The 20,623-nt window shown below is 68.9% G+C and carries 20 protein-coding genes; 10 read left to right on the top strand and 10 right to left on the bottom strand.

Going from position 1 to position 20,623, the window contains the following annotated elements; translation table 11 throughout:
* Nucleotides 1-1,834: mannitol dehydrogenase family protein (locus J7E68_RS03795; RefSeq protein WP_251048607.1), on the bottom strand; the 1,834-nt coding region annotated here is incomplete at its 3' end.
* Here J7E68_RS03795 and J7E68_RS03790 point away from each other — a divergent pair.
* The 3 genes from J7E68_RS03790 (at nucleotide 1,749) to J7E68_RS03780 (ending at nucleotide 3,343) form a co-directional block, all read left to right on the top strand.
* Nucleotides 1,749-2,753 (top strand): LacI family DNA-binding transcriptional regulator, encoded by a 1,005-nt coding sequence (locus tag J7E68_RS03790; RefSeq protein WP_311416243.1) that lies wholly within the window; start codon nucleotides 1,749-1,751, stop codon nucleotides 2,751-2,753. The two genes, J7E68_RS03795 and J7E68_RS03790, sit on opposite strands and share 86 nt — an antisense overlap.
* A gap of 69 nt (nucleotides 2,754-2,822) precedes the next feature.
* Nucleotides 2,823-3,083, top strand: coding sequence for a type II toxin-antitoxin system prevent-host-death family antitoxin (locus tag J7E68_RS03785; RefSeq protein WP_215169989.1), 261 nt, complete (start codon nucleotides 2,823-2,825; stop codon nucleotides 3,081-3,083).
* Nucleotides 3,080-3,343 carry a type II toxin-antitoxin system RelE/ParE family toxin gene (locus J7E68_RS03780; RefSeq protein ID WP_215169988.1) on the top strand — a complete coding sequence of 88 codons (264 nt, stop codon included), beginning with the start codon at nucleotides 3,080-3,082 and terminating at the stop codon, nucleotides 3,341-3,343. The genes J7E68_RS03785 and J7E68_RS03780 overlap by 4 nt, the downstream gene beginning before the upstream one ends.
* Before the next feature lie 26 nt (nucleotides 3,344-3,369).
* Here J7E68_RS03780 and J7E68_RS03775 read toward each other — a convergent pair whose 3' ends face one another.
* Together J7E68_RS03775 and J7E68_RS03770 are read right to left on the bottom strand one after the other, a co-directional pair.
* Nucleotides 3,370-3,996, bottom strand: a complete 627-nt coding sequence (locus J7E68_RS03775; protein WP_215169987.1) for a response regulator transcription factor — start codon at nucleotides 3,994-3,996, stop codon at nucleotides 3,370-3,372.
* On the bottom strand, nucleotides 3,993-5,177 hold the full coding sequence (locus tag J7E68_RS03770) for a sensor histidine kinase (protein ID WP_215169986.1): 1,185 nt from the start codon (nucleotides 5,175-5,177) through the stop codon (nucleotides 3,993-3,995). Before J7E68_RS03770 ends, J7E68_RS03775 begins: the two co-directional genes overlap by 4 nt.
* A gap of 163 nt (nucleotides 5,178-5,340) precedes the next feature.
* On the opposite strand from J7E68_RS03770, the gene J7E68_RS03765 reads away from it, so the two are divergent.
* Together J7E68_RS03765 and J7E68_RS03760 are read left to right on the top strand one after the other, a co-directional pair.
* The gene (locus J7E68_RS03765) at nucleotides 5,341-6,411 is read left to right on the top strand and encodes an ABC transporter permease (protein ID WP_215169984.1); all 1,071 of its coding nucleotides are present in this window, start codon (nucleotides 5,341-5,343) and stop codon (nucleotides 6,409-6,411) included.
* A complete protein-coding gene (locus J7E68_RS03760; protein WP_215169982.1) occupies nucleotides 6,408-7,106 on the top strand; it encodes an ABC transporter ATP-binding protein in 699 nt (232 codons plus the stop codon). Before J7E68_RS03765 ends, J7E68_RS03760 begins: the two co-directional genes overlap by 4 nt.
* A 7-nt stretch (nucleotides 7,107-7,113) precedes the next feature.
* Here the strand turns inward: J7E68_RS03760 and J7E68_RS03755 are convergent, their stop codons facing one another.
* Both J7E68_RS03755 and J7E68_RS03750 read right to left on the bottom strand, forming a co-directional pair.
* A complete protein-coding gene (locus J7E68_RS03755; RefSeq protein WP_215169981.1) occupies nucleotides 7,114-8,112 on the bottom strand; it encodes a hypothetical protein in 999 nt (332 codons plus the stop codon).
* Between the two features lie 8 nt (nucleotides 8,113-8,120).
* Complete coding sequence (locus J7E68_RS03750) at nucleotides 8,121-9,947, bottom strand: substrate-binding and VWA domain-containing protein (protein ID WP_215169979.1); 1,827 nt, start codon at nucleotides 9,945-9,947, stop codon at nucleotides 8,121-8,123.
* Between the two features lie 78 nt (nucleotides 9,948-10,025).
* Between J7E68_RS03750 and fdhD the strand changes: the two genes are divergently transcribed.
* Together fdhD and J7E68_RS03740 are read left to right on the top strand one after the other, a co-directional pair.
* The gene (gene fdhD / locus J7E68_RS03745; protein WP_215169977.1) at nucleotides 10,026-10,919 is read left to right on the top strand and encodes a formate dehydrogenase accessory sulfurtransferase FdhD; all 894 of its coding nucleotides are present in this window, start codon (nucleotides 10,026-10,028) and stop codon (nucleotides 10,917-10,919) included.
* On the top strand, nucleotides 10,909-13,272 hold the full coding sequence (locus J7E68_RS03740) for an FdhF/YdeP family oxidoreductase (protein WP_215169975.1): 2,364 nt from the start codon (nucleotides 10,909-10,911) through the stop codon (nucleotides 13,270-13,272). Before fdhD ends, J7E68_RS03740 begins: the two co-directional genes overlap by 11 nt.
* Nucleotides 13,273-13,292: 20 nt before the next feature.
* Here the strand turns inward: J7E68_RS03740 and J7E68_RS03735 are convergent, their stop codons facing one another.
* Nucleotides 13,293-13,742, bottom strand: a complete 450-nt coding sequence (locus J7E68_RS03735; protein ID WP_215169972.1) for a MarR family winged helix-turn-helix transcriptional regulator — start codon at nucleotides 13,740-13,742, stop codon at nucleotides 13,293-13,295.
* 113 nt (nucleotides 13,743-13,855) lie between these two features.
* Here J7E68_RS03735 and J7E68_RS03730 point away from each other — a divergent pair, with 113 nt between their 5' ends.
* Entirely contained in the window at nucleotides 13,856-15,043 is a 1,188-nt protein-coding gene (locus J7E68_RS03730; RefSeq protein WP_215169970.1) for an MFS transporter, read from the top strand.
* 29 nt (nucleotides 15,044-15,072) lie between these two features.
* Here the strand turns inward: J7E68_RS03730 and J7E68_RS03725 are convergent, their stop codons facing one another.
* Nucleotides 15,073-15,903, bottom strand: a complete 831-nt coding sequence (locus tag J7E68_RS03725; protein WP_311416234.1) for a shikimate 5-dehydrogenase — start codon at nucleotides 15,901-15,903, stop codon at nucleotides 15,073-15,075.
* Nucleotides 15,904-16,450: 547 nt separating this feature from the next.
* Here J7E68_RS03725 and J7E68_RS03720 point away from each other — a divergent pair.
* Entirely contained in the window at nucleotides 16,451-16,657 is a 207-nt protein-coding gene (locus tag J7E68_RS03720) for a cold-shock protein (RefSeq protein WP_042540947.1), read from the top strand.
* 121 nt (nucleotides 16,658-16,778) lie between these two features.
* Here the strand turns inward: J7E68_RS03720 and J7E68_RS03715 are convergent, their stop codons facing one another.
* From J7E68_RS03715 to J7E68_RS03705, 3 genes are all read right to left on the bottom strand, one after another.
* The gene (locus J7E68_RS03715) at nucleotides 16,779-17,444 is read right to left on the bottom strand and encodes an HAD hydrolase-like protein (protein WP_215169968.1); all 666 of its coding nucleotides are present in this window, start codon (nucleotides 17,442-17,444) and stop codon (nucleotides 16,779-16,781) included.
* Nucleotides 17,445-17,522: 78 nt separating this feature from the next.
* Entirely contained in the window at nucleotides 17,523-18,218 is a 696-nt protein-coding gene (gene nucS / locus J7E68_RS03710; protein ID WP_215169966.1) for an endonuclease NucS, read from the bottom strand.
* 9 nt (nucleotides 18,219-18,227) lie between these two features.
* Nucleotides 18,228-19,490 carry an MFS transporter gene (locus J7E68_RS03705; RefSeq protein WP_215169963.1) on the bottom strand — a complete coding sequence of 421 codons (1,263 nt, stop codon included), beginning with the start codon at nucleotides 19,488-19,490 and terminating at the stop codon, nucleotides 18,228-18,230.
* Nucleotides 19,491-19,548: 58 nt separating this feature from the next.
* Here J7E68_RS03705 and J7E68_RS03700 point away from each other — a divergent pair, with 58 nt between their 5' ends.
* Nucleotides 19,549-20,610: a LacI family DNA-binding transcriptional regulator gene (locus tag J7E68_RS03700; RefSeq protein ID WP_215169961.1), complete on the top strand. Its 1,062-nt coding sequence runs from the start codon at nucleotides 19,549-19,551 to the stop codon at nucleotides 20,608-20,610.
* Nucleotides 20,611-20,623: the final 13 nt, after the last annotated feature.

Raw genomic sequence — 20,623 nt, 5'->3', positions numbered from 1 at the left:
GGGGGGGGGGGGGGGGGGGGGGGGGGGGGGGGGGGGGGGGGGGGGGGGGGGGGGGGGGGGGGGGGGGGGGGGGGGGGGGGGGGGGGGGGGGGGGGGGGGGGGGGGGGGGGGGGGGGGGGGGGGGGGGGGGGGGGGGGGGGGGGGGGGGGGGGGGGGGGGGGGGGGGGGGGGGGGGGGGGGGGGGGGGGGGGGGGGGGGGGGGGGGGGGGGGGGGGGGGGGGGGGGGGGGGGGGGGGGGGGGGGGGGGGGGGGGGGGGGGGGGGGGGGGGGGGGGGGGGGGGGGGGGGGGGGGGGGGGGGGAGGGGGGCGGCGGGCGGGGGGGGGGGGGGGGGGGGGGGGGGGGGGGGGGGGGGGGGGGCGGGGGGGGGGGGGGCGGGGGGGGGTCGAATCCGGGCAGCGGCGCGATGCACGACAGGTATCCGGCGACCGTCAGGGCGATCAGGTGCGGCATCCCGCCGTCGCGCAGAACGAGAAGAGCGGGCTCGGGGATGCGCTGGCGCAGCTTGACCGAACCGTCGGTACCGACCTGGCTGGTGCGGTGCCCCAGTGCGCTGTTGGCCCAGCGCTCGAACAGCTCGCTCTCGTAGGCGCGGATGTCGACGCCGGACGGAACCTCGATCGAGGGCTCGTACTCGTCGCGCAGCACGGCGCGCGCCGCGCTCTCGATGCCGTCGAGTCCGATGGCCTCGGGGATCGTGCCGACACCGCTGAGCGCGCCGAGGTAGGCGATGAGAGAGTGTGTGCCGTTGAGCAGGCGCACCTTCATCTGCTCGTAGCGTCCGACCTCGTCGGTGAACACGGCGCCGCCGGCCTCCCACGCGGGGCGACCGCCGGCGAAGCGGTCTTCGATCGCCCACATCGTGAACGGCTCGGCGGGCACGGGGATGTCGTCGCGGGCACCGAGCAGGGTGCTGACGCGGGTGCGCAGCTCGGCGGTGGTCGACGGCACGATGCGGTCGACCATGCTCGAGGGGAATGACACGGCGCGGTCGAGGAACGCGAGTGCGTCTGCGCCTTCGGAGCCGGGAAGCTCGTGCAGGAACTCGCGGACGAGCTTCTCGGTGTGAGCGCCGTTCGACGACAGGTTGTCGCAGCTGAGGATCGAGATCGGTGCGCCCCCGGCCGCGGCACGCGCCTGCAGTCCGCGGGCGAGCTGGCCGATGGTCGACCGGGCCGCGCCGCCTCGGAGGTCGGAGCGCACGATGTCGTCATCGAGGTCGAGGTGCTGCGTCGCGGGGGAGTAGCTGTAGCCGTTCTCGGTGACCGTGAGGGTCACGATACGGATGCCGGGGTCGGCGATCTGAGAGACGACGCGCTCGGGCTGCTCGGCGCCGACGAAGGCGTCGGTGTGCACGCCGGGGATCGTCAGCGACGTGGTGCCGGGGGCGATGGTCGCGACCGAGTACAGCATGTCCTGGGCGTGCATCGCGTCGACGATGGAGCGCGAACGCGAGGCGACGCCGATGATCCCCCAGTCGCCGCCGGCGGACTGCAGGGCAGCAGCGGTGTAGACGGCCTGGTGTGCGCGGTGGAAGCTGCCAAGTCCGAGGTGCAGGATGCCTGCAGCGGTCGGGGCGACCAGAGGGGATGCGGTCGCAGAGGTCGTGCGGCGCAGGGCCGGTGCTGGGATGCTCACGCGGTGGCTCCTTCGCTCGGGGCCGCGCACCGCTGAGGGTGATCGGCGTTGATCGTCATGAAAATTAGTGTGCAGTGTTTGTACAAACTTGTCAAGCCGTTTTACATCGGGGATGAGGATCGTAGGATTGCCTGCGAGGGTGGGAGATCGAATGGCAGCGACGTTGACGGGTGTGGCACGACGCGCAGGCGTGTCCATCTCGACCGCGTCGCGTGCCTTCGGAGAGCCCGACCGTCTCGCTCCGCCCACGCTGGGCCGCGTGCTCGAGGCCGCGGGCGAGCTCGGCTACGCGACGTCGCAGTCTGCCACCGCCACCCGCACGTTCGGTGTCGTCGTTCCCGACGTCGCGAACCCGGTGTACGCGACGCTGCTCAAGGCGATCCAGGGGCAGGCATGGCATGGTCGCCACCGCATCGTGCTCTTCGACGCCGACGAAGACCTGCGCCGCGAACGCGAGCAGATCGAGCAGGCCCGCAAGCTCGACGGGATGCTGCTGTGCTCGCCGCGTCTGCCCGACGCCGATGTGCTTGACCTGATCGGCGACACCCCGTGCGTCGTGGTCAACCGCCAGATCGACGGCGCGCCGTGCGTGCTGATGGATCCCGAGCACGGCCCCTCTCAGGCGATCGAGCACCTCGCCGCTCTCGGCCACACTCACATCGCGTACGCCGCGGGTCCGCGTGGATCCTGGGCCGACGCGCGGCGCGCCGACACTGTGGCTCGGGCGTGCGAGCGCCACGGCATCCGCCTCACGGGTCTCAGTCACCACGCAGCCTCGATCCAGGGTGGGCGAGCTGCCGCGGCCCCCGCCGCAGCGAGCGGCGCCACGGCCGTGATCGCGTACAACGACCTCGTCGCGCTCGGCCTCGAGGCGGGACTCCTCGAGCTCGGCAAGCGGTGCCCCGCCGACATCAGCATCGTCGGAATCGACGACATCGACCTCGCGGGTGCGGTCACCCCGGCTCTCACGACGGTGCGGATGCCGATCGAGCGCAGCGGCGCTCTCGCCGTCGACCTGCTGCTGCAGGCGATGAACGGCACCGCGATCGACGACGTCGTGACCCTCGGCTCGCAGCTGATCGTGCGCGCGTCGACCGCTCCGCCGCCCGCCTCCTGAGGGGCGCGTCTTGCAGCAGCCGGCGGAGCAGAATGTAGGCATTATGTACATAAGTGCTATTCTTGACATATGAAAACGATCAGTCGCAGCGTGCCGTCGAAGGATCTGCGTGACAGCCTTGCCGATGTCCTCGGCGGGGTCGCCTACGGCGCAGAGCGCGTGGGCGTCACGCGCCATGGCAAGCTGACGGCCGTGGTGATCAGCGTCGATGATCTCGAGCTGCTCGAAGAACTCGAGGCGGCCCGCGACGTCGCCGAGTTCGCGGCCGCTCGAGCGGCCGATGACGGTCAGCGCGTGTCGCTGGATGAGCTGCGCGCAGAAGTCGCGTGACGGGCTTTCGGGTCGAGTTCACGACTGCGGCTGCCAGAGAGATCCGCAAGCTCGACCCGCAGATCCGCCGACGGATACTCGGCGGGGTGGCCGATCTCGAGCACGACCCGCGTCCGCATGGATGCCGCAAGCTGTCCGGGTACGACAACGCCTGGAGAATACGCGTCGGCGACTTTCGGGTTCTCTATGAGGTCATCGACGAGCAGGTACTCGTGACAGTCGTCCGTGTCGCGCATCGACGCGCCGCGTACGACATCTGAGCACCGCGAGCGGTACTCCACAGGTCTCAGCGGAGAATGCCCTTCCGACGGGCCGCCGAGACCGCGGCGGTGCGTGAGGTGACATCGAGCTTCGAGAAGATGTGCGCGAGATGCGATTTCACGGTCGTCTCGCTGACGAAGAGCTGGTCTGCCACCTCGCTGTTCGATCGTCCGGCGGCGACGAGCTCGAGCACCTCGATCTCGCGGCTGCTGAGGCTGACCCGCGGCGCCCGCATGCGATCCAGCAGTCGGGAGGCGATCACCGGCGCGAGCGCGCTCTCTCCGGCGGCCGCCGCGCGCACGGCGGCGGTCAGCTCGTGCGGCGGGGCGTCTTTCAGCAGATAGCCGCTCGCACCGGCCTCGACGGCGCCGAGGATGTCGGCATCCGAGTCGTAGTTCGTGAGCACGAGCACGTAGGGCGGAGCCTCGAGCGCGCGGATGCGTCGAGTCGCGTCCACCCCCGTGGCCAGGGAGTGAGAACCGAACTGCAGGTCCATCAGCACGACGTCGGGATTCTCGCGCTCGGCGCAGGCGACGGCCTCGTCGGGTGTCGATGCCTCTGCGACCACCTCGAGATCCGCTTCGAGGCTGAACAGGGCCGTGAGACCCGCGCGGACGATGGGGTGGTCGTCGGCGATGACGAGGCGGATCATGCGAACTCCGTCAGGGGGAGGTCGACGGTGAGTGTCGTTCCCCGGCCCGACGCGGTGTCGATCTCGAGCCGTCCGCCCAGCTGCTGCACGCGCTCGGCGGTGGCGCGCAGGCCGAAGGAATCCGATCGCTCGGCCGTGCCCGGCTCGGGGTGCTCCGCGTCAAAACCTGTTCCGTCATCTTCGACCGTGAAGCGCAGGCGGTCGTTCTCGACGCCGATGGTGACCGTCGCCGTCTTCGCATGAGCGTGCTGGATGACGTTGGCGATCGCACCCTGCGTGATGCGCAGCAGTGCCGTCTGCAGGTGCATGGGCAGGACGATCGTGTCGGACACCCGCACCTGCACGTCGAGCCCCTGCGTCGCCCACTGCGTTCGGGCCAGTCGACGCAGAGCCCCGCCGAGGGTCTGGTCGTCGAGCTGCGGAGGTGCCAGCTCGCGGATGAATCGCCGCGCCTCGACGAGGTTCGCTGCGGCCGTCTCGCGCGCGAGCCGGATGTGCTCGATCCCCGGGCGCGTGTCGTCGGCGCGTTCCGCGGCATGCAGCAGCATCTGGATGCTGGAGAGTCCTTGCGCGAGCGTGTCGTGGATCTCGCGGGCGAGTCGGGCGCGTTCTGCGAGGACGCCGGATTCATGCTCCCGCGCGGCGAGCTCTCCGCGGGTCGCGAGCAGCTCGCGCACCAGTGCTTCGCGCTGCTGCGCCTCTCGCGCCAGAGCCTGATATCCGAGGCCGATCAGGAGGGCGACGCCGGCGCCGACGAAAGGGCCGACGACCCCGCCGACGCTCCACCCGCCACGTATGCCGAGCGCGCACACCGCGACGATCGTCGACACGAGTATCGCGGCGGATCCCACCCAGCGCCCCAGTAGGTGCAGGAACAGGAAGAACAGCGGGAAGACCAGGTAGGCGGCGTCGGCGCTCACCCAGAGCAGCCCCAGCCATTCCGCCGAGAGCAGGGCCAACCAGATCAGTGAGATCAGCCGTCGCCCGGCGGAGACGCGAGTGAGGAGGATCCCCGATGCGTATGTCGCCGCGACGATCACGGCGAGGACGATCGCTGTGACGCTCGAATCCGACGGGTCGAGCACCGCCCGCGCGATGACGACCCCCGTCAGGGCGAAGAAGAGAACGTGAAGACCCGTCCGCAGACCCACGAACACCGGGGTCAGAGCGGTATGCGCCATGGATCGAACTCTACGCCGACGCACCGAGCGGCCGCATCGTCCGAAAGGACGATCGAGGCCTCCTCATCCTGGCTGCGAAAGCCCGTCCCGGTGGCCGATGACCGGGTCGACGCCGACAGCGAGAGTGGAATGGTCGCCGCATCGGAGACAGGAAAGGCTCATCATGTTCGTCGCTTTACGCGATCTTCGCTTCGCCAGAGGGCGATTCATCCTCATCGGCTCCGTCGTCGCCCTCATCACCCTTCTCGTGGGGTTCCTCAGCGGACTGACGGGGGGACTCGCGATCCAGAACGTCTCGGGCGTGCTCGCACTTCCCGCAGACCGCATCGTGTTCTCCGCCCCCTCGGGTGGCGACGGCGCGGCGAGCTTCGCGGACTCCGCCATCACCGAGCAGCAGGCGAAGGACTGGGCGGCGACGGCCGGTGTGACCGACGCCCGCCCCATGGGCATCAGCCAGACCCGCGCCGAGACAGACGACACCCGCGCCGCGATCGCGGTGTTCGGCGTCGAGCCCGGCTTCGACGCCGGTGCGCCCTCCGCAGACGGTCGGCTGCACCTCTCGGTGCCCGCCGCGGATGCGCTCGATGTGAAGGTCGGCGAGCAGATCGAGATCGCCGGAGTCTCGTACGACGTCGAGTCGATCGGGGGAGACGCGTGGTACAGCCACACGCCGGTCGTGCAGATGACCCTGAACGACTGGCAGGCGTATTCGGCATCCACCGGCAACCCCGACGCCTACGCCACGGTCCTCGCCGTCTCCGGCGCCCCCGACTGGGATGCCGCGGACACCGCGAACGACACGATCTCCGAGACGACCCTCGGATCCCTGACCGCGCTGAGCGCCTTCCGCTCCGAGATCGGATCGCTCATGCTCATGGTGGCCATGCTCTTCGGCATCTCAGGACTCGTCATCGGCGCCTTCTTCACCGTGTGGACCATGCAGCGCAAGGGCGACGTCGCCGTCCTCAAGGCACTCGGCGCGAGCACGCGATCCCTGATCCGCGACGCACTGGGTCAGGCGCTGATAGTCCTGCTGGTCGGCATCGGCCTCGGACTGGGGCTGGTCACCGTGCTCGGCCTGCTCGCCGGCACCGCCCTTCCGTTCCTGCTGAGTCCTCTCACGACGATCCTTCCGGGCGGCATCATGATCGCCCTCGGACTCGCAGGCGCCGCCTTCGCCCTGCGATCCGTCACCTCCGCCGACCCCCTCACCGCACTAGGGAGCAACCGATGATCCGCCTGAACGACATCACCCTGACCTTTCCCGACGGCGACTCGCGGGTGACTGCCGTGGACGGCGTCTCCCTCACCGCCCACCCCGGAACGGTCACCGGGATCACGGGCCCCAGTGGCTCGGGCAAGTCGAGCCTGCTGGCTGTGGCCGGCACCCTTCTGCGTCCGGACTCCGGCGAGATCCTCATCGACGGCAGAGACGTCACGGCACTCAGCCCGGCCGAGGCGACGCGTCTGCGGCGGGAGACGATCGGGATCGTCTTCCAGCAGCCCAACCTCATCCCGTCCTTGACGGCCCGCGAGCAGCTGAGCGTCATGAACGAGCTCGGGGCCCCGCACAGCCGACGCCATCGCTCCAAGGCAGCTGCTCGTGCGGATGAGCTGCTCTCGGCTGTCGGCCTCGCCGAGCACGGTCACAAGAGGCCGCACCAGCTCTCCGGCGGACAGCGTCAGCGCGTCAACATCGCCCGCGCCCTGATGAACGATCCGAGCGTGCTCCTGGTCGACGAACCCACCAGCGCTCTCGATCAGGAACGCGGAGCTGCGATCATCGACCTCATCCTGCGGCTCACCGACGAACGGAACACTTCGACGCTGCTCGTGACCCACGACCTCGTGCACCTGCCGCGCATGCACGGGGTGCTGCACCTCGTCGACGGCCGGGTCGTCGACGCCGGCGCTGTCGCGAGGCGCTGAGCGGCGCTCAGTCGCCGGAGCGCTGGTTGAACTGACGCTCCCAGTCCCGCAGCTCGCTGCGACCGATCAGCGAGTCGAGCGACACCTGGAACAGCAGTCCCTTGCGGGCATTGACCTGCTTGATGTTGTCGACGATCTGGGTGGTCACCGACGACAGCGCTTCGCGCACCTCGGCGATGCGCTCGTCGGGGGCATCCCACAGGTCGGGCCGTGTGAGCAGGTCGAGCAGGTAGTCGCGGTCGAGAGCGGCCACCAGGCGGGCGAGCTTGTCGGAGTACTCGGCCTCGGCGAGCACGCTCTGGTCTTCTCCCGCCTTGGCGTCGAGCCGGATGAACAGCTGCTCGACGTGCGAGGCGAGCGCGTCGATCCCCGCCGCCGTCTCGGCGGCGACAGGGCTGCCCGGCACAGCCGCATAGTCGGCGCGGAGCTCGCGCAGACGGTTCACTCGCAGACGGATGCCGGCGGGCACCGGGTCCGTCGACACCGCAGGCGCCCGTCGGCGACGGGCGATCAGGCCGAAAGTAGTCACGGCGGCCGCGACGAGCACGACCCCGCCGATCACGAGCGGGATCACCGCTCCGCCCGCGCCTGCGTCGCCGCCGCCCGGCGACGTCGGGGTCTCGGCCGAGATCTCCTGCACCGTCTCGACGAGCTGATCTTGCAGGCTCCCGCCAGATGACTCGTTCTCGTTCGCGATGCGCAGCGCGTCATCGCCGATCGTCGCCGATGCGGCCTGCAAGTCGTCGCCGACCGCGACGATCACGGTCTTCTGGCTCGCGCCCGCCTTGAGCTGCTCGAGGATGTAGGTGTTGTACGGGGTGTCTCGCGCAGCATCCGCCGGCAGCACCACCACCGCGATCGACCCGTCGCCGGGCACGACTCCGGAGACCGCATCGGTCAGCGCCTGCCCGCCGGAGACGTCGGGGTCCACGTAGATGTTCTGCGTCGATATTCCTTCGACGGCATCGTTGAGCCACGGGTTGTTCGACGTGGAGAGAAACGGCATCCGAGACCTCAGAAGTTGTTGATCACGGAGGCGAAGACGAGGTCGATCCGCTCCGCATTCGATGCGTCGAAGAGCTGACCGCCCGTGACATCCGCGATCCGCTGCAACGCCGAGGTGTCTGCTCCCTCTCCATACGCGATCGGGAATATGCGCACCGGAGCGTCGTCTCCGCCCTCCTTCGTGCTCTTCCCGATCTTCGCGATCAGCGAGTCGAGAGAGATGCCGGAGTCGGTGTCCTCACCGTCGGAGAGCACGACGATCGCGTTGATGCGACCGGGCTCGGCCCGATCGCTCATCGCCTCGTAGGCCAGCAGGATCGAATCGTAGAGCGGGGTGCCGTTGCGCTGCGCGTAGCGCAGATCATCGAGCGAGGAGTCGAGCTTCTCGCCGTCCGACCCGAGCGCGGTCACATCACGGAGCACCTGGATCCCCTCGCCCTCGTCGGACGAGATGCCCGTGGTGAATGCCCATACGCCGATCTCATCAGTGGGTCGGAAGTGATTCAGCGTCGTCTGCGCGCCCTCGATGGCTCCGTCGAGACGCGAGCGTCCGTCGCCGATCGGGTCGTCCATGGATCCCGAGATGTCGATGAGCTCGAGAACCGACGAGGGCTTGCGCACCTGCGTCCACTGGTCGATCGCCGTGGAGATCACATCGACCTCGGGCTTCGGCAGCGTGACCGCGGGCTGGGCGGGGTCGACACCGAACTTCGCGGTGAACAGGTCGCCGAGCGGCACCGACTCGTCGAGCGGACGGAAGCCGTAGTCGGGCAGGATCTTCTGCGCCGCGGTCGTCTGCACGAACTCGGCGAACGCTTCACCCGCGGTGCGCTGCTCGGTCGTGATCCAGTCGGCGCCCAGCACGGTGATCGGGTTGTCCGACCACATCGATCCGCCCTCGGGGTAGACCGCGACGAGCTTGGTCTTCGGCGGGGTCAGGGTCTCTCCCGGCTGCACGGTGTGCGAGTCGGGGTTGCCCTGGTTGTAGTTGAGCAGCGAGGTCTCCTCCAGTGCGACGGCCGAGACGTACGCCGAGCCGTTCGACCCGTTCTGCGTCTCGTCGTAGAGAGTCGAGAGCACGTTGCCGGTGGTGTCGCCGTAGTGGATGACGCATTCCTCGAACACCCGTGAGAAATCGGCCGAGGCCTCGACATCGGCCGACGTGAGCGCCTCGGCTTTTCCGGTGGCCTCATACGACTGCATGAGGATGGTCGAGAGCCCCGTGGTCGACGTGTTCGGGTTCGTCTTCGAGATCTTGAACGCCCCCCAGATGTCCTTGCCGACGCTTCCCCAGCCGTCGGGGTCCTGGCAGAGGTTCTCGAGGTCGGTGATGCTGATCGGGGTGTTCGGCCAGCCGAGCGCCGTGGCCATCGGCTCGGGCATCCCGAACACGACAGGGGTGCGCGTGAAGGACTTCGGATCCCCGACCAGCCCGGACGACGCGGCCGCGGCGACGCGATCGGTCCAGACGGTGGATGCCGGCGACCACAGCGTCGGCCACAGCGCCTGATCGTCGCTCGGCCAGTCCTCACCCGACGTGAGGAACCGCGTCGCGTTGCCGGACGAGACATTGGTCGGTCGCACGGTGGCGCAGGTCTCGAGCCCCTCGTGCTCGGGGGAGTCTTTGAAGGCCTTGGCCAGCTCGTCGAGCATGTTGACCTTCTCCGACGAGGTCGCGACGGTGATGTGCGTGCATCCGTCGTCAGGGAACGCCTGGCCTCCGTCGCCGGTCGTGCCGTCGTCGCCACCGCCGGTGCACGCGGTCAATGCCAGGGCGCCGATCGCCGTGATGGCGAGGGTTGCGGGGGTCCGTCGTGCGGTGCGAGGCGCGCTCATGCGCCTAGGCTACCCATCTCTCACTCCGCGGATCACGCATCGTCCCGATCTCGTGACCCGCGGAGTACGCTCGCTCGTGTGGGGCGGATCACGACGCGGAGACCGATTCTGAAGCTCACCCTCGGTGAGGGTGCGACTCGTCGCGCCGACACGCTCGCGGTCGAGGAGCCGCTGGAGATCAGGGTGGCGGGGTCCCCGCTCGCCGTCACCATGCGCACTCCCGGTCATGACGTCGAGCTCGCGGCCGGATTCCTCGTGTCAGAGGGGATCATCGCCCGGACGGCGGACTTCCATTCCGCGATCCATTGCGGTGGGCCGGGAACAGGCGGCCAGGAGAACACCTACAACGTGCTCGATATCGGCCTCGCGCACGGGGTGGCGCTTCCCGACCCCGATGCGGCTCGACGCTTCTATACGACCAGCTCGTGCGGTGTGTGCGGCAAGGCCAGCATCGACGCGGTGCGCACGGTCTCGCAGCATCCGATCGGCGACGAAGACGTGCGGGTCGGAGCAGGGCAGATCGCGGCCTTGCCCGATCGGCTGCGCGCCGAGCAGGCGGCGTTCGACAAGACCGGCGGGTTGCACGCCGCTGCGCTCTTCGACGCCGATTCGGGTGAGCTCCTGGTGCTGCGAGAAGATGTCGGACGACACAACGCGGTCGACAAGGTGGTGGGCTGGGCGTTGCTGAACGACAGGCTGCCGTTGCGACGACAGGTGCTTCAGGTCTCGGGGCGGGCGAGCTTCGAGCTGGTGCAGAAGGCGGCGATGGCCGGCATCCCACTGCTCAGCGCGGTGTCGGCCCCCTCGTCTCTCGCCGCTGAGCTGGCGGATGAGTCGGGTGTGACGCTCGTGGGGTTCGTGCGCGGGCGGTCGATGAACATCTATACCCACGCGCATCGGGTGCGCATCGACGACGCTGCGGCACTCGGGGCGTCGGAGCACTCGGCGGAAGGAGCGAGCCATGCTCGATAGTCAGGGGACGTCAGACGCTTCGGGAACGTCGGGGACGGCCTTCGGGCTGATGCCCGCCGAACCGCGCCAGGGTGGCTACGGGCCTCGCACCGATCGGGCCTGGTCGCGCAAGCCCTATGCCCACCCGGCCGCCGGGTGGGGTGCCGCCGTGTCGGTGGGGCGTGTGGTGCTGCGCGAGAGCGAGCCGATCGCCGGCCCTCTCGCGATGCTGAAGATGAACCATCCGATCTCGGGCTACGACTGTCCCGGGTGCGCCTGGCCCGACGACCTCGGCAACCTGAAGCTCGACATCTGCGAGAACGGCATCAAGCACGTCACGTGGGAGATGACGCGCAAGCGGGTCGACCGCCGCTTCTTCGCCGAGCACACGGTCACCGAGCTCGCCACCTGGCCCGACTTCGACCTCGAAGATCAGGGGCGACTGACCGAGCCGATGGTCTACGACGCGGCCACCGACCACTACGTGCCGATCTCGTGGGATGACGCGTTCGCGCTCGTCGGCGACGAGCTGCAGGGGCTCGACAGCCCGGATGCGGCCGCCTTCTACACCTCGGGCCGGCTGAGCAACGAGGCCACCTTCCTCTATCAGCTTATGGTGCGCGAGTACGGCACGAACAACCTGCCCGACTGCTCGAACATGTGCCACGAGGCATCAGGTCGCGCGCTCAAGGCCTCGATCGCGACCGGCAAGGGCACGGTCGATCTTCAGGACTGGGATGACTGCGATGCGCTCTTCGTGCTCGGGGTCAATGCGGCCTCCAACGCCCCGCGTATGCTCACAGCGCTGTCGGATGCCGTGAAGCGCGGAGCCCAGGTGGTGCACGTCAACCCTCTCGTCGAGGCCGGCGCCACACGCACGATCGTGCCGCACGACTTCGTCGACATGGCTCGCTTCAAGGCCACGGGCACGAGCACCATGAACCTGCAGGTGCGCCCCGGGGGCGATCTGGCGCTCATCCGCGGGATGTCGAAGGTCGTCTTCGAGGCCGCCGCCTCCGACCCGTCGGTGCTCGACTCCGAGTTCCTCGCCTCGCTGACCGAGGGCGTCGAGGCATACCGCGCGCTGGTCGAAGCCACGAGTTGGGCCGATCTCGTCACGCAGTCGGGGCTGACGGAGCAGCAGATCCGTGCCGCCGCCGCCGTGTACCTCGCCTCGGAGCGCACGATCATCAGCTGGTGCCTCGGAGTCAGTCAGCACGAGCACGGCGTCGACACCGTGCGCGAGATCGTCAACCTCCTGCTTCTTCGGGGCAACATCGGACGCCGCGGCGCCGGCCCCTCGCCCATTCGCGGGCACAGCAACGTGCAGGGCAACCGCACGTGCGGCATCGACCACCGGCCCACGGATGCCTGGCTCGACCGCCTGGCCGCGGCCTGCCGCATCGATCCGCCGCGGCATCCGGGACTCGACACCGTGCGCACCATCGAGGCGATGCATGAGGGGCGGGTCAAGGTCTTCGTCGGAATGGGCGGCAACTTCGTGCTCGCCGCCCCCGACACCCCCTTCACGGCGCAGGGGCTCGAGAAGTGCCGACTGACGGTGCAGGTGAGCACGAAACTCAACCGCAGCCACCTCGTGCACGGTGAGAAGGCGTTGATCCTGCCGTGCCTCGGCCGCACCGAGCGTGATCAGCAGGCGCAGGGACCCCAGGGCATCACGGTCGAGGATGCGATGAGCATGGTGCATCTCTCGATGGGTCGGAAGCAGCCGGCATCCGCCTATCTGAAGTCCGAGCCTGCGATCATCGCGGGCCTGGCGAAGGCCACCCTGCCGCACACCGCCACCCCGTGGGACTGGTACATCGGCGACTACGACAACATCCGCGAGGTCATGGCGACGGTGCTGCCGGGGTTCGAGGGGTTCCACGACCTGATCCGCGATAGACACGGCTTCCGCATTCCCCAGCCGGCCAGACAGCGGGTGTTCGAGACCCCGTCGGGTCGCGCGGAGTTCTCGCACGCGCCCCTGCCGAACGTCATCCCGGAGTCTGCCGAGACCCTGGTGCTGCAGACGGTGCGTTCGCACGACCAGTGGAACACCACGATCTATTCGAACGACGACCGCTATCGCGGAGTGAAGAACCTGCGCGAGCTCGTCTTCCTGCACGAGGCCGACATGCGCGATCGCGGGATCGTCGAGGGCGACCTGGTCGACATCGAGTCGACGTCGAAAGACGGCTCGACGCGGATGCTCCGGGCGTTCCGGGCCGTGCCGTACGACCTGCCCCGGGGCAGCGCCGCCGGATACATGCCGGAGCTGAACGTGCTGATCGGACGCAAGGACTTCAGCGTGCAGAGCGATCAGCCGCTGATGAAGAGCATTCAGGTCACCGTCACGCGCACGGGTTCCTGAGCGGGCGCGCTCGCCGGAGCCTAGGCGTCTACCGTCGAACCCTGCAGCGCGTGCACGACGGGCGCGAGCTCGGGCTGGGTGACGGCGTGGCCGAGCGCCCGTTCGAGCGTCTCGTCGTGGATCGGGTGCGCCAGTTCGTAGAGCGCCTGACCGGCGGCGGTGAGCTCGGTGTAGATGCCTCGGCGATCATCGGCGCAGAGGATTCGCGTCAGCAGGCCGCGGTCTTCGAGTCGTGTCACGAGTCGAGTCGTCGCGCTCGGGCTCAACGCCGTCGCGCGGGCGAGCTGCTGCATCCGCATGTGCCAGCCGTCTTGCCTGCTGAGTGCGTCGAGCACCGTGTACTCGACGACGGAGAGCCCCGCCGATGCGCCCAGCGCCTTCTCGAGATCGGCCTCGATGATCCCGTGCAGCGCGGCGAGCGTGCGCCAGCCTCGCGCGCGGATCTCGACAGCGTCGTCTGAGATGCCCACAGTGACCTCCGAAGTAGTTGCTTGCGCTGGATAGTTGCGTGTGCAATGATTATCCGTCGGACGCAATATCCCGCGTCTGCAACTACTTTAGCAGAGCACCACGGAGCACAACCATGCCACTCGGACTCATCGCACTCGCCATCGGCGCCTTCGGCATCGGACTCACCGAGTTCGTGATCATGGGCCTTCTGCCCGAGGTCGCCGCCGACTTCGCCGTCAGTGAGGCCACGGCAGGCTGGCTCATCTCGGGCTATGCCCTGAGCGTGGTAGTCGGCGCGCTCGGCCTCACCGCAGCGACCACCCGCCTGCCGCGCAAGCCCGTGCTGCTCGGACTCGTCGTGCTGTTCATCGCAGGCAACGCGCTGACCGCACTCGCCCCCGACTACACCGTCGCCATGATCGGCCGCATCATCGCCGCCCTCTGCCACGGTGCGTTCTTCGGCATCGGCGCGGTCGTCGCCGCCGACCTCGTCGCACCGGAGAAGAAGGCCCGCGCGATCGCCATCATGTTCACCGGGCTCACCGCCGCCAACGTGTTCGGCGTGCCCTTCGGCACCTTCCTCGGTCAGCAGTTCGGCTGGCGGTCGACCTTCTGGGTCATCTCTGCGATCGGCGTCGTCGCCTTCGCGGGGATCGCTCTGCTCGTCACCGCCCCCACGCACGCCGGCGAGCGGGTGAGCGTGCGCGGTGAACTCCGCGCGTTCCGCTCGGGTCAGGTCTGGCTCTCGCTCATCGTGACGGCCCTCGCCTTCGGCGGCATGTTCGGCGCCTTCACCTACATCGCATACACGCTGACCGGGGTCACGGGCTTCGCCGACACCACTGTGCCGTGGCTGCTCGTGCTCTTCGGCATCGGACTCGTGGCCGGCAACTGGATCGGTGGCCGCCTGGCCGATCGCTCGATCGACCGCACGCTTCTCGTGTTCATCGCCGCGCTGGTCGTGGTGCTCGTGCTGTTCGGCATGTTCGCCTGGTCGCAGCCCGTGACCATCGCGATCCTCGTGCTGATGGGGGCTTTCGGATTCGGCACGGTGCCGGGGCTGCAGAGCCGCATCATGCACTACGCGGGCGGCGCACCGACCCTTGCCTCCGGTGCCAACATCGGCGCCTTCAACGTGGGCAACGCGCTCGGTGCCTGGGCCGGCGGCCTGGGGATCTCCGCGGGCCTGGGCTACACCTCGCCCATCTGGATCGGCGCCGCGATCACGGCATCCGCTCTGGTCGTCATGGTCATCGCGGCCAGGACCTCGAGGACGCCGGTGTCGACAGCCCCCGACGCGTCGGCCACAGTCGACGCCTGATCTGAGTCGCAGTGTGGGCGCGGCGACTGCTACTGCGCCCGCATGAACTCCTGCGCCGCCTGCACCTGAGCGGTCGACGGGCGGATGCCGGTGTACAGCACGAACTGCTCGAGTGCCTGCAGCGTCGCGACCTCGGCGCCGGTGATCACGGTCTTGCCCGCCGCGCGGCCCTCCGTGATCAGCGGGGTCTCGGCCGGAAGGGCGACGACGTCGAATACGACAGATGCCGCGCCGATCTGCGCCTCTGAGAACGACAGAGCGTGCTCTTCGGCGCCGCCGGCCATGCCGATCGGCGTGATGTTCACGATGATGTCGGCGATCACCGCATCCGCATCCGCATCCGCATCCGGTGTCCAGGCGAATCCGTAGAGATCGGCGAGCCCGCGCCCGCGCTCCTCGTTGCGTGCGGCGATCGTCACGTGCGAGAAGCCCGCATCGCGGAAGGCCGCCGCTGTCGCCTTGGCCATTCCTCCTGAGCCGCGCAGCAGAACGGATGCCTCCGGATCGAGCGCGTTCCGCTCGATCAGCTGAGCGATGGCGCTGTAGTCGGTGTTGTAGGCGGTGAGCACTCCGTCATCGTTGACGATGGTGTTGACCGAGTCGATCGCCGTCGCCGAGGGGTCCATGCGGTCGACCAGGGCGATGACGTCCTCCTTAAAGGGCATCGAGATCGCGCATCCGCGGATGCCGAGACCCCGCACCCCGGCGATGGCCTGGCCGAGATCGGTGGGGGCGAACGCCTTGTAGATCCAGTTGAGTCCGAGCTCCTCGTAGAGGAAGTTGTGGAATCGGGTGCCGTTGTTGCTCGGCCGGGCCGACAGCGAGATGCACAGCGTCATGTCTTTGTTGAGCAGGGTCACGGGCCCAGGCTACTCGCGGACGCCTCGGCGGATGGCGCTTTCGCCCACCGACGACGTCGATCGTCAAGCCCCCTTGGCGTGACCGAACCTCCTCGCTTAGGGTGAAGGTGCATGCACAGGGGATTGATCGTCTCCGTCTTCCCCAGAGACGGGCTGCCTTCCCCAGAGGCAAGGCGATCCGTGCATGCGATTGGGCCCTCTCGAGCAGTTCTGTCCCCAACGGACCGCTCGAGAGGGCCGCTATCGTTGGCGCACTTCTACAGATTTCTCTTTTGTCCCCCATATGGGGGACAAATCGGTTGCGGAGGGGCTAGGCTGGAATCTGACGCACCCTCCGGTCGTCTTCGGCCCTCATCGCTCCCCCCGCGGTGAGGGCCACACCATTTTTCGGGGCGCCTTCCGCATCCGGTCTGTGACCGTCGATGACCGCTCATGCAACATTTGGGTTACGGGCTGGACTCGGGACTTCCGCTCAGCGCGTGCTCCACTAGCGTGGAGCACGTCGGGGCATCCTGCGTCGGCTTCTTTCCAGCAGAACAGGCAGTACATGAGCACCCAGGGCACGGTTAAGTGGTTCAACTCGGAGAAGGGCTTCGGCTTCATCTCCCCCGACGACGGCGGCGCTGACGTTTTCGCGCACTACTCCGCCATCGAATCATCCGGCTACCGGTCTCTCGAAGAGAACCAGCGAGTCGAGTTCGACGTGGCGCAGGGCCCCAAGGGCCTGCAGGCCGAGAACATCCGTCCGCTCTGAGAGCGGACGTCATAGAACTCCCTGACCGGGGGTCTGCAACAGTCGTTGCGACCGTCCGGCAGGGAGTTCTGTGCTTTCCGGGGCGCTCCCGCTGATCGAGTGCGCCGTCGGACGGCCGAGGTCAGGTCAGAAGCAGAGCGCGCAGCTCGTCGGCGGTCGTGACACGGAACGCCGCCTCGTCGCCTTCGTGCGTGTCGCTGAAACCCCACTCGACGAAGACCACCGGAACGCCGTTCGCGTTGCCGCCCTCGACGTCGTGGTGGCGGTCTCCGATGAGCACCGGCCGCGACACGTCTGCGCCGCGCTCGGCCAGACGACGCAGCGCTTCGGCCACGATGTCGGTCTTCGAGGCGAGGGTCGACTCGTCGGGAGTCGCACCGACGGTCGTGAGGAAGTACGGGCGGAGTTCGAAGAAGTCGACGATCGCGTCGACCTGGATCTCGGGCTTCGAACTCGCGGTCGCCTGGGGTACGCCGGCGAGGTGGAGGTCGCGGATGATCTCGGGCACGCCGGGGTAGGTCGCGACATCCGTCGTGTATCCGTCGGCCTTGCCGAGCGTGCGGTAGAAGGTCACGGCCTCGGCGGACTGCTCGGGGGTCATGCCCGCCTGCGCCTGGAACGACTGGAACATCGGCGGGCCGATCCAGTGCACCAGCTGCTCGCGTGTGGGAGCGGGGTGACCGAAGTGCGTGAGGGCGACATTCAGACGGCGGAGGATGCCGACCGACGCGTCGGCGATGGTGCCGTCGACATCCCACAGCACACAGGAATAGGGGGAAGAAGCCATGTCTTCCAGCCTATGGGCAGTGCACGCGCGGTCCGACCGCGATGAACATCTGTGCAGGCGGCCTAAGAAGAGGCGTCCTCAGAAGAGGCGGGGGATGCCGGACTCGATGCCCTTCATATCGTCGTAGTCGAGCACGAGGCAGCGGATGCCGCGGTCTTCGGCGAGCACCCGCGCCTGCGGTTTGATCTCCTGCGCGGCGAACACACCCTGCACGGGTGCGAGGTGCGGGTCGCGACCCAGCAGCTCGAGGTAGCGGGTGAGCTGCTCGACGCCGTCGATGTCGCCGCGGCGCTTGATCTCGACCGCGATGGCCGCGCCGTCGGCATCCCGCACGAGCAGATCGACCGGGCCGATCGCCGTCGGGTACTCACGACGCACCAGTGTCGCGCCGTCCGAGATGCGCTCGACCTGCTCGGCCAGAAGGCGCTGCAGGTCGGCCTCGACGCCGTCCTTCTGCAGTCCGGGGTCGACACCCAGGTCGTGGTCGGTGTCGTGCAGGATCTCGTAGATCTGCACGCGCAGCGCGTCGCCGGTCTTCTTGTGCGTGACACGCCAGACCTCGGTGACGCCGGCGATGGACTCCTCTTCACCCGGCTCTTCGGCGGCGAGCGTGCACGGCGGGCTCATCCAGTTCAGCGGCTTGTAGCTGCCGCCGTCGGAGTGCACGAGCAGACTCCCGTCTCCCTTGTGCACGAGCAGACGCGTGGCGAGTGGGAGATGGGCGTTGAGGCGGCCCGTGTAATCCACGGAGCAGCGGGCGATGACGAGACGCACCCGTCGAGCCTACTTCGTCGGCCGGGCTCCCTCGGCGGCGACGGGCCTCGGCGTCGACATCTCGTCGTCGCGCAGCGGGCGCGCGGCGCCCGAGAAAAGGCCGGAGAGCGCCACGAGGCCGACGAGGATGTAGAGCGTGTTGAGCAGGCCGATGTGCTCGCTGATGAAGCCGAGCACGGGCGGGCCGCCGAGGAACGAGATGTACCCGATCGTCGCCGCCGCACTGACGCGCGCGGCCGCCTTGGTGGGATCGTCTGCCGCGGCCGACATGCCGAGCGGGAACCCGAGCGAGGCGCCGACTCCCCACAGCGCCGCACCGACGAAGACGAGCGGCAGGCTCGGCGCGAGGATGAACAGCAGGATGCCGGAGGCCGCGGCCACGGCGAGGATGCGCAGCACCGCCACTCGGCCGAACCGGTCGACCAGCGGCCCGCCGAAGACGCGGACGACCGTCATCGCGACCGAGAAGGTGGCCAGTGCGGCAGCGCCCAAAGCCGTGCCGCCGCCGTGATCCTCGGCGACACCGAGGGCCAGCCAGTCGTTGGCGCCGCCCTCGGCGAACGACATCCCGAGCATCACCACGCCGATCGCGTAGGTGCGCGGCTCGCGCCAGGCCGACATGGCGACGTGCATCCGCTCGCGCCAATGCACCTTCTCGCCGTCATCCGTCGCCGGATCGAGCGTCTCCTGACGCCGCGGCACGCTCGAGATGCTGACGATGCCGATCAGCGCGATCAGCACCGCGATCACGAGGGTGTGGGTGAAGACGTCGATCTGCAGCTGAGCGGCCAGTGCGCCCAGGCCCGCGCCGATGACGGTGCCGAAGCTGAAGAACGCGTGGAAGAGGGGAAGGATCGTCTTTCCCGAGTGCTGCTCGATCGCCGTCGCCTCGACGTTCATCATGACGTCGACGCACCCGTTGCCGAGCCCGAACAGCACGAGTCCGATCAGCACCATCGAGTACGAGCCGAGCACGTTCGCGCCGATGCCGATGAGGGCCACGCCCGAGGCGAAGGTGAAGATCGAGACCATCATTCCGAGGCGCGCGCCGGTGCGCGCCATGATCGCCGGGCTGGTCGAGATTCCGATGATCGAAGCGATGCCGGCGCCGAGCAGCAGCATGCCGACCTGGGCCTTGTCGATCTCGAGCGCGAGTTTGATGCTGGGCACGCGAGACGCCCAGGTCGCGATCGACAGACCGCTGGCGAGGAAGATCGCGAAGATCGCGGTGCGCCAGCGCACATACTGCGACCGAGAGAGGGCGGTGTCCATCGCGCCAGCATATCGAATCGATTCGATGGTTCGAAACCCGGGGAGCTATCCTCGGAGTATGAAGAGCCACGACACCCCGCGCCGAGCGACGATCGCCGATGTCGCCCGTGAGGCGAGAGTGGCGACCTCGACGGCATCCGTCGTCTTCAGCGGCAAGGCGAATGTGGCACCGGCGACACGTGAGCGCGTTCTCGCCGCCGCCGCCGACCTCGGGTACGCCGGCCCCGACCCGCGGGCCGCCTCGCTGCGTCGCGGGCGCAGCGGCATCGTCGCGGTGGTGCTCGAGGGGCACCTGCGCGCCGCTTTCCTCGACCCTGTGACCACCGCCATGATGGACGGTCTCACCGACGGGATGGCCGACCTCAGCGCCGGCATCCTGCTGCTGCGCGACGAGCCGGGAGACGAGGGTGCGTCGCTGTCGAACGCGCCCGTCGACGCGGTCGTGCTGATCGGATGCTCGGGCCGCACCAAGGCATCGCTCGACATCGTGCGCAGCCGTGGCCTTCCGGTCGTCGTGATCGAGGGGGATGCCGGCGAGGGCATTCCGAGGATCACCCTCGACAACGCCGCGGCCGCCGCCGATGTGGCGCGCCATCTGCACGACCTGGGTCACCGCGACGTCGCCCTCGTGACCCTGCCGCTCGACACCCGACGCGTGCGCGGCGCCGTCACGCAGGAGCGCATCGACGAGGCGACCGTCGATGTGACCATCGATCGCCTCGCGGGAATGCGCGAGATCTTCCCCGACGCCCCGGCGATCTCGGCAGGAGGCAGTCTGATCGACGAGGGGCTGCTCGCCGGGCGGCAGCTGCTGGCGGATGCCGCGACGAGACCGACGGCCATCCTCGCCCAGAGCGACCTGATCGCGGTCGGCATCATCCGTGCGGCGGAGGAGCTGGGTCTGCGCGTGCCGGAGGATCTCTCGGTGGCGGGCTTCGACGGCATCGCCGCCGACGGCCTGGGCGACCGCGTGCTGACGACCAGCGTGCAGCCCGCGGTCGAGAAGGGTCGCGCCGCGGGGGAGCAGGTCGCACGGATGCTCGGGGGAGAACCCGGACTCACGCTGCACCTCACCTGCCGGTTCCGCGAGGGCACGACCACCGCGGCCCCGTCGCGCTGACTCGGTTGCGGCC

This window comes from Microbacterium sp. ISL-103, assembly GCF_018613995.1.
GTDB lineage: Bacteria > Actinomycetota > Actinomycetes > Actinomycetales > Microbacteriaceae > Microbacterium.
Note: the sequence above shows the minus strand (reverse complement) of the source record. Positions and strands in the feature narration are given on the sequence as shown.